Here is a 14535-nt window from a genome sequence, read left to right as displayed (position 1 = left end):
TATTGCGTTTACTTACATAGAATTATGAATGAAAAGTGAAGTAATGTCAACCAAAGAAACTGAAAAGAGCATTTTATCGGCACAAAAATTTGAACTTAACGGGGAAGTGATTTCCGCTGTTCCGTTTGGTTCAGGCCATATCAACGATACATTTAAAATAACCACCGACGCAGCTAATAATAACCTTTACCTATTACAGCGTATAAATCATCATATATTTACCAATGTGGATGGTTTGATGAATAATATAGAAGCTGTATGTAATCACCTTAAAGCAAAATTGGCACATCTTGGCGAAGATGAAGTGTTGAAGAGAACAATGACTTTGGTGCCAACTAGGGATGGAAAAAAATATGTAAAGGATGAAGCGGGAGACTATTGGCGGGTTTTCTTATTGATACCAGAAACAAGGAGCTATGACATTTTGGAAACTACTTCTCAGGCATATTCGGGTGGAATGGCATTTGGCCAATTTCAAAAACAGTTAAGTGACCTTGACCCTAAAAAAATTGTAGAAATACTTCCTAACTTTCATAATATCGAATTCAGGTTGACGAACCTACGTAATGCCATTGCAAAAGATCCGGTTAAAAGGGTTGAAAAAGTTCAAGATCTATTGGATTATATTTTCGAACGAGAAGATAAAATGCGTACCATTTTAGAAATGGGTCGTGCGAATAGATTACCTGTTCGAATAACGCATAATGATACGAAATTCAATAATGTTCTATTGGATAAGGACGATAATGTGCAATGTGTTATTGACTTGGATACGGTAATGCCGGGTTATGTGGCATATGACTTTGGCGATGCTATCCGTACTATCATCAATTCAGCTGCAGAGGACGAGGCTGACTTGGACAAAGTGGTTCTGAACATCCCTTTATTTCAATCTTTCACATCAGGTTATTTGTCGGAAGCTAAAGATTTCCTAACTGATGAAGAAGTTGATTCTTTAATTTATGCGGTACATTTGCTACCTTACATGCAAGCTGTTAGATTCTTGACCGATTATATTGATGGCGATACGTATTATAAAATTGCGTACGATGAACATAACTTGGTTAGAACAAAAGCACAATTGAAATTAGTGCAGGAGTTGGAAGCAAATCATGCCAAATTAACCGAGATTTTAGCAGAAAATCTTTTAAGTAAATAAGATGAAGCATTTAGAAGTAAGCGAGATTGATTTGACCCATATCCAGCAAGATTATCATAGTATTGCGCAAGCAATGAGTGAAATCAGTTGGCAAGGTATATCAGAGGCTTCCTGGAAGGAAGATTATCCGTATATCCCGAAAGTGAGGTTTCAGATCGCTTATTCTAAATCGCATATTATCCTCCATTATGATGTGGAAGAGGAATTTGTAAAAGGACAATTTATTAGGCCGAATGAGAATGTGTGGGAGGATAGTTGTGTGGAGTTCTTCATTTCATTGGATGAAAGAAAAAATTATTACAATTTTGAATTCAATGTTTTGGGAACTGGCTTGATCGGTTATGGTCCAGCAGTAAAGGCTAAACGAAATCGTTTGTCTTCGGAAGAAATCTTAAGAGTAGATACTTATAGTAATATTCGTACCTTGAATACGGCGAAAACCTGGCAAGAGATTTTGGTAATTCCTGTAGAGTTAATTGGAATTAAACATGGAGCATTGAAAGGCAAAGTAGCATTTGCTAATTTCTATAAATGTGGTGATGAATTACCAAATCCTCATTTTATTTCTTGGAATTTGATAGATAATCCGACACCAAATTTTCATTTACCAGAATTTTTTGGAGAGGTAAGGTTTGTTTAAAACCAGGATTGCATTGTAAAGCATACGTCATTGCGAGGAACGAAGCAATCTTTGGACTATGTCATCCTGAGCAGCGTCGAAGGATCTGTTCGGGTACCAACTGTAGATGCTTCGACTTCGCTCAGCATGACAAGCGGAAAGATTGCTTCGTCGTACCTCCTCGCAATGACGGAAAAAATAATTCCTTACTTCACAAAAGTTTCCACCCATTTTACATAAGCCTCCAAAAATCCTTTAAAAAACTTTTCAGTTTCCTTGTTTGTCAGTTTCCCTTCCTTATCAAAACTATCCGCGATATTCCCACAATACATTTCCGGCTGCGCCATGGTAGGAACATTCACAAAAACCAAAGACTTCCTCAAGTGATGATTGGCACCGAAACCACCAATACCACCTATCGATGAACTAATAACCGCACCAGGCTTTTTGTCCCAAACGGACTTCCCATATGGCCGTGATGCCACATCAATAGCATTCTTCAAAACAGCAGGAACTGATCTATTATATTCCGGCGTTACAAACAATACAGCATCCAAAGCCTTAACCTCCTCACGAAATGTCGCATAATTCTCAGGAGCAGTACCTTCATCATCAAAATCCTGATTATAAAAGGCCAATTGTCCAATTTCTATAATCTTAAATGTATAACCTTCAGGCGTTATACTCACTAAATAATTTGCTATTTTCTTATTAAAGGAATCTTTTCTCAGACTTCCAACAAAAATTCCAACGGTTTTATTTGCCATAATATTAAACTGATTTATAAGTTTTATTTATATCAATTGTTTAAACTCTTTTATACTTAACAAAAATCTTCATAGATTGTTATCTATTTTATCAAATTAAGAATATGCAGAACGAATTGGCGGAAGTATGGTTTTATAACCAAGGTTGGACAGCACATGATTTCCAAAAATCCTGTTGGAAAGCCATTTCCAAAGGCCAATCCGGGATATTAAATGCACCAACAGGATACGGAAAAACTTTTGCTATCTGGTTTGGGGTATTAAAGTCCTATTACGATCAACAAAATCAACTTAACAAACCCAAGAAAAAACAATTACATACACTATGGATTACGCCTTTGCGCGCATTATCCAAAGAAATTCATAAAGCTACCTCCCAAGTTTCCCAAGATTTAGATCTCGACTATGAAATTGAACTAAGAACAGGAGACACCACCACAGCAGTACGACAGAAACAACGAAAAAATCCCCCTCAAGCATTGATCACTACACCCGAAAGTGTGCATCTGATCCTGGCCACGAAAGGCGGGCAAGACTATTTCAAAAACCTGGAATTCATTATCGTAGATGAATGGCATGAATTATTAGGATCTAAAAGAGGTGTGCTCATGGAATTGGCCATCAGCCGGATTAAATCCATAAACCCCAAACTAAAGATTTGGGGAATCTCGGCCACCATTGGAAACCTTCAGGAAGCAAAGGATATTTTATTGGGTGAACATAACAAAGGCACACTCATTAAAGCAAACATCAATAAGCAAATAGCAATTGAAACTGTGTTTCCAGATAATTTGGAAAAATTTCCATGGGCTGGACATTTAGGAATCAAACTGTTGGATAAAGTAGTCGATATCATCAATAACTACCAAACCACCCTTATTTTTACGAATACCAGATCCCAAGCAGAAATCTGGTATCAACAAATCATTACCCATTATCCAGAATTTGCAGGATTGATCGCCATCCATCATGGTTCATTAAGTGATGAGGTGCGATTTTGGGTAGAGGAGGCTTTACATGAAGGAAGATTAAAAGCCGTTGTTTGTACAAGTAGTTTAGATTTAGGTGTAGATTTCAGACCTGTTGATTGTGTTGTTCAAGTGGGATCCCCCAAAGGAATAGCCCGATTTCTTCAGCGAGCCGGGCGTTCTGGACACCGACCAGATGCCACTTCAGTTATCTTTTATGTCCCCACCAATTCGCTGGAGATCATTGAAGGTGATTCCTTAAAATATGCTGTTTCGAATCATATCGTAGAGAGTAGAATCCCTTATATCCGATCCTTTGATGTATTGATCCAATACCTCATGACCTTGGCTGTTGGAGATGGTTTCCAAGCGGAAGATATTCTTCAGGAAGTCGCCCAGACCCATTGCTTTTCCAGTATCAGTCAGGAGGAATTTGACCAATGTATGGCGCTGTTGATCCATGGAGGAACCAGCTTAACAGCTTATGATGATTTTCATCGATTGGAACTGGTAGATGGATTATATAAAGTTACCAATAGAAGGATCGCTATGCGGCATAGGTTATCCATCGGCGCTATTGTATCCGATCTCATGATGCGGGTAAAGTTCCTTTCAGGCAAATACTTAGGATCTATCGAAGAATCGTTTATTGCGAAATTAAATATTGGTGATGTTTTTTGGTTCTCGGGAAGACAATTAGAATTGGTCCAGATCATTGCCAATGATGCAATAGTAAGAGCATCGGAAAAGAAGAAAGGGGTCATTCCATCCTGGATGGGAGGAAGGTTCGCCATTTCACCAGATCTGGGGATAGCTATCAGACATAGTTTCAAGAATATTCATAAAAAAAGGGGAGTTTCTCCCGAAATAACCTTCTTAAAGCCTTTGTTCGATGAACAAGAAAGATTATCCAAACTACCCAAGGAGGATGAATTATTGGTTGAGTATATTCAAACCAAATACGGCAACCATTTCTTTTTCTATCCTTTTGATGGAAAATTAGTACATGAAGGAATGGCGCAGGTTATTGCGTATCGATTAGGAAACATCAAACCGGCCACGTTCAGCATTGCCAGTAATGAATACGGTTTTGAGTTGTTATCGGATACAGATTATGAGGTGGATGATAAATTTCTGCAAAAATTATTCTCGCCCCAGCATCTCCATCAGGATATAAACTCCGGAATTAATGTGCAGGAAATGGCCAAACGTAGATTTAGGGATATTGCTGGAATAGCAGGATTGGTCTTCCAGGGGTTCCCAGGAAAGCAGATGAAAAGTAAACACCTCCAGGCGAATGCGGGTTTGTTCTTTTCAGTTTTTTCGGAATATGAACCAAACAACCTACTTTTGCGGGAAGCATATGATGAAGTTTTTGATTTTCAATTGGAAGAAGGTAGAATGCAACAAGCCTTTGAACGAATAGCAAATCATAAAATCTTATTCAGCCGTCCTGAAAAACTAACGCCCTTTTCCTTTCCGATTTTTGCGGAATCCTTTAGAGAGCGGTACTCCAATGAGGATTGGCAAAGCCGCTTAGAAAAAGTGAAAATGCAGTTGTTGAATGGCTAAAAAAATTATTTTAAATGGTTTAGAGGTTTTCCTATTACCTCAAAAAGGGCTTTATATCCCTAGCTATGAAATGTTGGTGATCTCCGATTGGCATTTGGGTAAACTCAACCATTTTAGAAGATCGGGTTTCTTCGTTCCATCACCAGATCCTCAAGAAGAATTTGATCGGTTAAACTTAATATTGAACGATTTACAGGTAAAAGAGGTTGTTTTTCTAGGTGATCTTTTTCATTCGTCTTGGAACGAGGATTGGGAAAAATTCAAATTATTTGTTAATAGCTATTTTCATAAAATTGACTTTACCCTAACGAAGGGTAATCATGATATTCTTGCTGATCATCATTTCCTTCAAATAAATCTAAAGGTTAAAGAAGAGGTTATTTTATCAGAAGGGGTTATATTATCTCATGAACCCATTAATGGTTTACCTGCCTATATGTATAATATTGTTGGACATATCCATCCTGGATGTTTGATTGAAACCAAAGGCAGGCAGTCCTTCAAATTACCATGTTTCCATCTGGAAAATAGAATTTTAACCATGCCTGCCTTTGGGAAATTTACAGGTTTGTACCTGATGGAAAAATCAATTTCCGCTAAAGTATTTGCCATTGTAAATGATGCTGTGATTGAAGTTTGATCTTCAATTAATTATTTACTCTTCAGTCAAGAATCAATTCATTAATCAACAATCAACGTAAAATCAGCTGTTGCTAATAGTTCAGGAGTAACTTCTTCTCGCTTGACGGTATTGATGGTTAACACTTTTTGCTGAATGTCTTTTGGAAAAAAACTGATGATGCCTTCTTTCATTTTGCTGTGATAAGCCCCATTAATATGTAGAAAAACTTGTCCTTCCTGATAGTTTTTCAGGATAAATTCAGCCATAGTAGCATCTTTTAATGCCTGGGAAAAGATCATATTTGTAGCATCATGACCAGGAAGCATTTCACGCATATCCTGGTAGGTGGTTAACGTAGTATCCACTTTTAAAGGTAATTTAGCCATAAAGGATCTAACCCTGCTATCGAATTTATCCAATACGGTTATCCCTTGTTTATAAACTGCATTAGCGTATCTCCGAGGAACATTGCTCGCAATTAATTTTATTTTATTAGCTTTTGCGAATTCCACTAAAGGTTTATAATCGTTTTGGTAGTTGGACCAGACTCTTGCTTCTGATTCAAAACTTTTCTGACTGATCAAATCGGCAAAATACTCATCTATTATATGTTGAACATCTGTTTCAAACATCTCCATTCCTAAAACTACAGTAGGATGAACTTTGTTTAATAGAGTGAGTAATTTTAGTTGTACCTTATGGGCTTGTTCATTATCATGAAGTTCCCCAAAAAACACCAATGGCCTTTCTTCGACTGCTTGAACAACATTCTCCAAACTGCTGTTTTTTCCATTTTTGTCTTTGAGGATGATTTCAGCTTCTACAAATTCCTGGGTTTCGACTTCTTGTGCAAGAACAACCATATTGGGCAACAAGAATAAGATCAATATGCCAATTATTTTCATAAGGTTTCTGTTAATGATTGAACCAATAACCGCCAGTCTTCGCTTTCCGGAATACTAGGTTTTCTTTTGCCAAAGAATTGAATGATCAGGTTTCCTTGATCATCAAAAGCCTCTACACTGTGGACCAAACCTAAATTTGTTGGTTTTTTAACAATCCAAAGACTATGAATAGCTTGATCATTTAAATGAAGGTTGAATTCTTCATCCAGGATATTTATCCACGGACCAGTCCGAACAATCCTTTGCGCAAGTCCAGTATGGATCTGCAGGCAACTTGAATTTCCTACAAAGACCATTATTTCTGTCTTTAATGAAGATACTAAATTTAAAATAGATTCAATCTTTGATCTTGGAATTTCCATTGTAAATCCACTTGGTGCATTTTGCATGGCCTGAATTCGGCTTAATCCATGCTTTTTTAGGATTCCCATAAAATCATGGGTATCCTGAAGATCTTTCCATTCCTGATGAAATTCCTTTGCATCAAATTTTTCCGTTTCCAATGGAAGTTCCTTTAATGGAATTTGAATTTCAATGGATAGGTGATCAGGTTGGTCGGTTTGAAATTTATCCAGTAAATTTTCATAAGCCTCTACAGAACTTTTTTCAGTGAGATATACTTTATGAATGGCATTTCCAAACCGATCGAAAAATTGGATACTTTTTCTATTGTTTTCATTGACAGCAAATACAAATTTCCAATCTTTCATGAAGAGGCGCAGATCGATATCTGGATTTACGACCAATCCGATGGTACCATGGAACCCCGCCTTGCTGTATATGCCTTTTCTTTCATGTACGGCATATTCATTTCTTGTTAATGCCATGACATAACCGAGTTCTTTTAATTCGTTTAATAGGTTATGGAAATCGGGGAGGAGATAAAGGTTGTTTTCTGAACTATAAACCAATTCTGCCTCGGTTACTTTTAAAGCTTTTGCAGCATCTCTGATACGAACTTTTGGGTTCTCTTGTTTGTATTTTTCGTAGATAGATCTGATGTTATTTTCTGTTGTTCTGTTCATTTTTTGTTTTTTAATTTTTGTTTGTTTTTTGTTTTTTTTTTTGTTCTGGTCAGTCATGGGGAGATGGTTTACTCGTCATTGCGAGGAGGCACGACGAAGCAATCTCAGCGTCATTGCGAGGAGGTACGACGAAGCAATCTTTCGACTTTGTCATCCTGAGCAGCGTCGAAGGATCTGTACGGGTACCATATTTAGATGCTTCGACTTCGCTCAACATGACATGGCAAAAGATTGCTTCGTGCCTCGCAATGACGTAAAATCACAATGACATGGCTAAAGATTGCTTCGTGCCTCGCAATGACGTAAAACGCGATGACGTAAAATCACAATGCCCCTATTTATCATCCCATCCCTGAAGGAAGAATGCCCGTATACCCCAAAATTCCTTTTTCAATTCTTTTCACTTTTGTATGATACATATCAAAAACCGCTTCCTCCGTCAAAACCTCCTCAGGAGGTCCAAAATCCTTTACCTTCCCATTTTTCAATAAAAGAATTTGATCTGCATACTGCGCCGCCAAATTGATATCATGCAACACACAGATAACACACATTCCAAGCCTTGCCAGATCCTTTGCCTTTTCTAAAATAACCTGTTGATACTCCAGATCCAATCCATTGATCGGCTCATCCATCAACAATATCCCGTCCCTTTGCTGATAAATCTGGGCAAGAACCCTTGCCAATTGCACCCTTTGTTGTTCTCCTCCTGATAACGTAAAAATCATTCTTTCCTGAAACCCCGCCATACCCATTTCATCCAAACAACATTTCGCAATCCTAATATCTTCAGAACTCGGCTTATAATTGAAATGCGGATATCTACCCATCAAAACAATATCCAAAACCTTAAGATTAACAGCAAGGTAATTGCTCTGCGGAAGAACAGCTCTGAATTTAGCCAATTCCAAAATCTTATATTTCTTCAAATTCTTACCATTAATCAAGATCTCACCAGAATATCCATGATTTTCCTTACTGATTAATTTCAATAAACTGGATTTCCCAGCACCATTAGGACCGATAATCCCAACCAATTCACCGCCAACAACCCGCATTTGAACATCCTGAAGAATCCTTTGGGATCCAATGAAATAATTAAGTCCTTGGATGGAAATCATGATATATTTCCTTCCTTCGTATTCTTTATAATTATGGCTAAAAACATGGGCACACCCATGATAGCTGTAATGATTCCTATCGGAAGTTCGGCAGGAATAACGATCGTTCTAGCCAATAAATCTGCTAATACCAATAAACTAGCTCCCAAAAGTACGGAGCCGGGAAGAAGGAATTTGTGATCAGCCGTAACGGTCATCCGCAATAAATGTGGAACAAGAAGTGCCAGAAATCCGATGATTCCTGAAAGGGCCACACAGGCGCCTACACCGATTGCTGTTAATACCACAATAGTCCTTTTGGTTTGCTGCAAATTAATCCCTAGATGTTCCGCTTGGGATTCACCCAACAATAAGGCATTTAGGGGTTTTCCAAAGAATAGCAAAGAGCCCATACAAATCAATGCAAATGGGAGCAGGGCAGCAACTGATTGCCAGCTAGCACCTCCCAAGCTTCCTAGATTCCAAAAAGTGATATTCCTTAACTCTTCATCATTCGCAATAAATGTAAAAAGACCCACCAATGCCCCGATCAATGCATTGATAGCAATGCCCATTAAAAGTAAGGTTGTGATGGAAGTTCTTCCTTTCCTCACTGAAAACTTGTAAAGTACAGTTGTCGTGAGCAGAGCTCCTAAAAACGAAACTATAGCTAAAGCATAGTAACCCATATAATGCGTTAAACTAGAAAATAGGGAATTTCCTAATACAATGAACATTACAGCAAATAAGGATGCACCAGAGGATATCCCTATCAGCCCAGGTTCCGCCAATGGATTTCGGAAAATCCCTTGGATGGCTGTACCGCATATCCCTAATGTTCCACCGATCAAAAGACCAAGGATGACTCTGGGCATACGGATAGCCATTAACACGGCCTCCTGTTGGGATTCAACAGGATTATTTGATCGGAATTGTTTGTTAATTATTTTCATTAAATCACCTAAGGGTATTTCTATGGCCCCTACACATATGGAAAGTATGCAGGAGCCAATTAGAAATAGTAGTAGAGAGATAATGAAAATCGTTTTATATTTTTCTATCATTCATGAATTTTAGTATGTAACTCTTTGATCGCCTGTGGCAACCGCGGACTAAAGCCCGATAATAACTGTCCATCCATGGCAATAATTTTCTTGTTTTTGCCAGCATTGGTCTGCTTTACGCCTTGAACTGATAATAGGCCTTCAGCACTACCTAGGCTGGATAATCCAGAATCAAACAGCAACAATACATCAGGATTATAATTCACCAAAGACTCGGATGTTAATGGTCTATAGTCCTTAAAATCTTTTGCTGGATTCACCGCTCCTGCCAATTGGATAATTTTATCCACTTGGGTATCAGATCCACCAACCATCATGGTTCCACTACCACGTGCATAAATAAATAGGACCTTAGGTTTTCCGTGGGATTCCGGGAAAGACTTTACATCCGCAATTTCTTTATCGAACGATGAAAGAATGGAATCTCCTTTAAGTTTCAGGTTCAACGAATCGGTTAATGCACGGATAAGGTTCCTCGAGCCTTCAACAGAATACTCCTGATCAAGCAGTAAGACCTTTAGACCTGCCTGTCGAAACTGTTCAACAGTTTCTTTTGGAACCTCTGTTGTGGTTCCGATAACCAAATTGGGGTTTAAGGCTAATACACCTTCCACCGGGATTTTACGATTATGACCAACCTTAGGTTTGGATTTTATGGACTCTGGATAGGTCGAAGCTACATCAGTGCCTACGATCTGATCTTCTAATCCGGCCAAGCTCAATATTTCCGTTATAGTACCATTCAACGAGACAATGCGTAATGAATCAGGGTTATTGGCTGCAGCGCTCTGTGTTTCCGAATTTCCACTTTGGCAGGAGGAAATAAACAGCGCAAAGGCCATAAATACGAACAAGTATCCAATATTTTTCATGTTAATAGGCTTTTACAAGTTTATATTCCAATTCAGGATATCCACGTTTTCCGCCATCACCTCCAGCACCCATGGCGATAAATTTCAACTTATAGATGTTTCCAAGATTATCCTTGATTACATAGTAACGATCTTTATAGGCACCAGGAGAGAAAGCACTTCTCCAATTAGCACCAATCACATTTCTATTGGGTTTAAAGGTTACTAAGGATAATTTGCTTTCGTCAAATTCAGCATAAGTGGGTTTACCATTGCTTTTTCCATCTTTGTCCAAAAAGATGATTTGTTCAGAAGTAACTTTGTAAAGATGGTTGGTAAATATTAAATCACTGAAAGAATAGGGTACAGGAGTTCCGGCCATGGAAGTAAAATAGATTGATCTTGTCCACACAAAATCCCATTCTTCTTTTTTGGGCTCTACATTTACCGGACCTGAGGCGAAGGAGATGAATTTAAAATTAAAAGCCTCCTCTTTCGTTATACTCAATGATTTGATTTGTTGATCCTCTAATTTTGCATATTCCAGGGTATAAGCATTTGTACCGCTTCTTACGATCCTAACTTTCCAAAATTCATCATCGCCTTTGGGAGTTGGGCTGTTAACTACATAGACCTTATTGTCGTTAGCATTGGCCTTGATTTCAGCGATGACATTATGGTTTAGCCTACCTAATGTATCATCATAAATCTTCAGTTTTTCAGGCTTGATATCTAACTTCAATTGTTCAACATCGAAATTAGTTTTATTGACTGATTTAATGTCGGTGGAATTGGTAACCATTGCCGACATATCCATCGAACTATTCAGAATAACACTGAATTCTGCACCGCAATGAAAGCCTAAGTTCCAGGAACTTCGTTTAACTGACGATTGTTTATCTGTGCTCAAATCAACATATACCGCATTTTCGGCATACGAACCGCCAGGTCCACCGTCTAAGGTTAATTTATTTCCATCAGAAGGTTTTATTTTAGGGATAGGTGCATCTTGTCTTTTACAAGATCCTAACATTAAAAATCCTAAAATCGCAACAGCACTTAAAGTAGTAATTGTTCTCATATTATTTATTCAAATTGTAAAGCAAACCAAAGAAGTATGATCTTCCATAACTAATAGGTACAGAGGAAACGGAAGAACTATGTGCTCCTGAACCAACTGTGGCCGTATTTTCAATATTTTCTGTATTGGTCAAGTTTCGAATACCCGCCTGTAGGTTTAAACCTTTGAAAAGGGTTTTATTCACGCTCAGGTCGAGTTGTTGGAAACTGGCGAGACTGGTCTGTCTAGCTTCTACGCCAGTATTGGTCTGTATGGTTTCATATCCCGGCCTTTTGCCATTATATTTATAAAATACAGAAATATTTGTCGCCCATCGAGGTATCTCTTGCGATATTCCAGCATTAAGCTCTGGCGTCCATAAAAATTGTTTTAGTTCTTGATTAATTGCTTTTTGCATATTATATCTACCTATATAGCCAAGGCCAAGATCTATTTTTAAGTGTTTGTAAGAAAAAGTATTGGCAAGGTTAAATCCAGTGGTTTTATAATGGGCCAAATTGAGGTAAGTATTCACCCTGTTATCCCCAGGCTTCATACTCATCGTGACCAGATTATTGAATTGATTGTAGTAGCTACCAAAACTTGTCCTTAGAAAAGCTTGTGAATGAAATGCTTTTTCAAAATTTAGATTTAAATGGTAACTGTTACTATGTTCAGCTTTCAGATCTTTATTGCCTTCAATTTGATGATTACTGTCAAAAAAGTTAAAGTAAAGTTCTCTTAGGCTTGGTGCCCGAAAACCACGAGCATAGGAAAGTCTCAAATCAAAATGTTCATTCAACAATAATTTTGCATTAATAGAAGGAATTACCGGAGGAGCATCATATATGGAGTTATGTATAAACCGTAGACCAGGTCTAATCATCAACCAAGAAATTGGTCGGTAATCTGCCGTTATAAAAGCTGCAAGATCCCAAATTTCAGATCGCTCTTGTATTCGGGCTCCCGACCCTCGATCGTAATCAATATCCACGCCACTCAATAAATCCAATCGATTTGACCATTTATAATGGCCAGTAATTTTCCCAAAACTTTGATAAAAAGTAGAAACATCCTGTTCACCAGCGCCCGTACTCAGTTCCATCGTTCCTTTTTCAAAGTCATGTATATTGGTTACGGTGGCACGCCTGTAATTCTGTTGGGTAAAAGAGCTAACAAAATTCCATTTTTCCTTCCATTGCCAGTCGGCCTGAACCATATGGTTATATCGGTTGGTTAGATAATTCTTATCTATATATCTGTTATTGGGTAAGATGTTCCCCGGTGTATAAATATCCTCGTCCAGCAAACTAAAATTGTAAAATACATGCAGATTATTATGATTATAACCTATTTTTCCTGATGCCAGGTATTGGTCTTTCGGTTGCCAGGCCAGTGCTCTTCCAGAAAGATTGCCTTGATAACCACCAAAGGTATTCCTGCTGGCGGTCATATTCCCATACCAATTATTTTTGCTGTAAATCAGATTGGCATGTAGGTTATGTCGACCTTCTGCATAGGCTGGATTATATTCGGTATTTACCGTTTCTTCAAGAAGTCTGACTTCCAAATTCCATTGGCTCTTTAAGGTACTTGCATCTCTTGTAATGATATTGATTACACCTGCCAAAGCATCCGTTCCATAAATGACCGACACAGGTCCTTCAACAAGTTCAATGCGCTCGATCGTATTGATGTCGATCTGTGACAGACTTTGTTTCGTACTTCCACGATCAATCAATGGAATGCCATCCAATAAGATCTTTACATTTTGCCCACTCATACCCATTAATTCAATGTCAGATTCACCAAGAACCAAATCATTATTAAAGCGGATTCCTAATTGCGTATTCAGAAGAGTGGTAATATCGCTTGTAGCTCGTCGAATGATATCATCCCGATTGATGGTTCGAACGGCATATATGGAGTTTTTTAAGGAGGTAGGCTTTATTTGTCCTGTCACAACCACCTGCTCAATAACTTGTTTTTGAAATAAAGAATCCTGCTTTTGGCGCTGATCCTTATCCAAAGATGTTTGACCAAAAACAGGATTAATTGATGTTTGTAATAAGGAATAGCAAAGTATGTAAAAAGTAAGTCTCATGTAATTATTTAGAATCATTATAAACAACACTACAAACTTATAGCTTGTTTAGAACAGTTCCAAATAAGAAAGGGACGTGAAAGGAAATTTTAGTTTAATAATCGGAAATAAAAGCCTTATTTTTATTTCATGGGAACACCCTTATTGAATTTTTTTAGTGAATATTATCATATTAATGATGAGGTTGAACAATTTTTCGACCAGATCATGGAACAGAAAGAATATCAAAAAGGAGATATTATTTTTGAACCAGACAGTCATTTAAGGTATATCTATTTTATTGAGAGTGGTTTCACTAGAATCTATTATTATAAAAACGGAAAGGATATTACGCATTATTTTTTCGGTCCTAATAGCTTTAGTACAGGTATTGAAAGTGTATTCTACAGAAAACCTTCACTTTTTGGATTTCAAGCATTAGCGCCATCAAAAATATGGCTAATGCCATTTGCTCCCATAGAAGAACTTGCCAAAACCAATATAACCGTCAATCAGATCATTCAGAAAGTGCTATTGGATTCATTGATCAATTTTTCGAACAGGTTCTACAACACACAATTTGAAACTGCCCAGGAAAGGTATGAAGGTCTTATAACCCAAAACCCTACATTATTCCAAAATGCCAGTTTAGGACATATTGCTTCATATCTTGGCATATCACAACAAACTTTATCCGTAATTAGAGGAAAGGTATAGACCTTTTTTAAGATATCTTAAAA

13 protein-coding genes are annotated in these 14535 nt (G+C 37.7%); 5 read left to right on the top strand and 8 right to left on the bottom strand.

The window, feature by feature from the left end:
- Positions 1 to 28: 28 nt before the first annotated feature.
- Both VJ786_RS09745 and VJ786_RS09740 read left to right on the top strand, forming a co-directional pair.
- Positions 29 to 1159 (top strand): phosphotransferase enzyme family protein, encoded by a 1131-nt coding sequence (locus tag VJ786_RS09745; RefSeq protein ID WP_134776392.1) that lies wholly within the window; start codon positions 29 to 31, stop codon positions 1157 to 1159.
- Position 1160: 1 nt separating this feature from the next.
- Positions 1161 to 1799, top strand: a complete 639-nt coding sequence (locus VJ786_RS09740; protein WP_134776393.1) for a carbohydrate-binding family 9-like protein — start codon at positions 1161 to 1163, stop codon at positions 1797 to 1799.
- A 185-nt stretch (positions 1800 to 1984) separates the two neighbouring features.
- Here VJ786_RS09740 and VJ786_RS09735 read toward each other — a convergent pair whose 3' ends face one another.
- Positions 1985 to 2545 (bottom strand): NADPH-dependent FMN reductase, encoded by a 561-nt coding sequence (locus VJ786_RS09735; protein ID WP_134776394.1) that lies wholly within the window; start codon positions 2543 to 2545, stop codon positions 1985 to 1987.
- Positions 2546 to 2649: 104 nt separating this feature from the next.
- Here VJ786_RS09735 and VJ786_RS09730 point away from each other — a divergent pair, with 104 nt between their 5' ends.
- Both VJ786_RS09730 and pdeM read left to right on the top strand, forming a co-directional pair.
- Positions 2650 to 5085, top strand: a complete 2436-nt coding sequence (locus VJ786_RS09730; RefSeq protein ID WP_134776395.1) for a ligase-associated DNA damage response DEXH box helicase — start codon at positions 2650 to 2652, stop codon at positions 5083 to 5085.
- Complete coding sequence (gene pdeM, locus VJ786_RS09725) at positions 5078 to 5725, top strand: ligase-associated DNA damage response endonuclease PdeM (protein WP_099365546.1); 648 nt, start codon at positions 5078 to 5080, stop codon at positions 5723 to 5725. Before VJ786_RS09730 ends, pdeM begins: the two co-directional genes overlap by 8 nt.
- A 41-nt stretch (positions 5726 to 5766) precedes the next feature.
- Here the strand turns inward: pdeM and VJ786_RS09720 are convergent, their stop codons facing one another.
- From VJ786_RS09720 to VJ786_RS09690, 7 genes are all read right to left on the bottom strand, one after another.
- Positions 5767 to 6612, bottom strand: coding sequence for a ChaN family lipoprotein (locus VJ786_RS09720; protein ID WP_134776396.1), 846 nt, complete (start codon positions 6610 to 6612; stop codon positions 5767 to 5769).
- Entirely contained in the window at positions 6609 to 7637 is a 1029-nt protein-coding gene (locus tag VJ786_RS09715; protein WP_134776397.1) for a hemin-degrading factor, read from the bottom strand. The genes VJ786_RS09720 and VJ786_RS09715 overlap by 4 nt, the downstream gene beginning before the upstream one ends.
- 341 nt (positions 7638 to 7978) lie before the next feature.
- Positions 7979 to 8758, bottom strand: coding sequence for a heme ABC transporter ATP-binding protein (locus VJ786_RS09710; protein WP_134776398.1), 780 nt, complete (start codon positions 8756 to 8758; stop codon positions 7979 to 7981).
- Positions 8755 to 9801, bottom strand: coding sequence for a FecCD family ABC transporter permease (locus VJ786_RS09705; RefSeq protein ID WP_134776399.1), 1047 nt, complete (start codon positions 9799 to 9801; stop codon positions 8755 to 8757). Before VJ786_RS09705 ends, VJ786_RS09710 begins: the two co-directional genes overlap by 4 nt.
- Positions 9798 to 10673: a heme/hemin ABC transporter substrate-binding protein gene (locus VJ786_RS09700; RefSeq protein ID WP_134776400.1), complete on the bottom strand. Its 876-nt coding sequence runs from the start codon at positions 10671 to 10673 to the stop codon at positions 9798 to 9800. The genes VJ786_RS09705 and VJ786_RS09700 overlap by 4 nt, the downstream gene beginning before the upstream one ends.
- 1 nt (position 10674) lies before the next feature.
- A complete protein-coding gene (locus VJ786_RS09695) occupies positions 10675 to 11733 on the bottom strand; it encodes an HmuY family protein (protein WP_134776401.1) in 1059 nt (352 codons plus the stop codon).
- 1 nt (position 11734) lies between these two features.
- The gene (locus tag VJ786_RS09690) at positions 11735 to 13816 is read right to left on the bottom strand and encodes a TonB-dependent receptor plug domain-containing protein (protein WP_167554219.1); all 2082 of its coding nucleotides are present in this window, start codon (positions 13814 to 13816) and stop codon (positions 11735 to 11737) included.
- 129 nt (positions 13817 to 13945) lie between these two features.
- Here VJ786_RS09690 and VJ786_RS09685 point away from each other — a divergent pair, with 129 nt between their 5' ends.
- On the top strand, positions 13946 to 14512 hold the full coding sequence (locus VJ786_RS09685) for a Crp/Fnr family transcriptional regulator (RefSeq protein ID WP_134776403.1): 567 nt from the start codon (positions 13946 to 13948) through the stop codon (positions 14510 to 14512).
- Positions 14513 to 14535: the final 23 nt, after the last annotated feature.

Source organism: Sphingobacterium tenebrionis (genome assembly GCF_037126265.1).
GTDB lineage: Bacteria > Bacteroidota > Bacteroidia > Sphingobacteriales > Sphingobacteriaceae > Sphingobacterium > Sphingobacterium tenebrionis.
The sequence above is the reverse complement of the archived record's forward strand: the minus strand, read 5'-3'. Positions and strand labels throughout refer to the sequence as shown.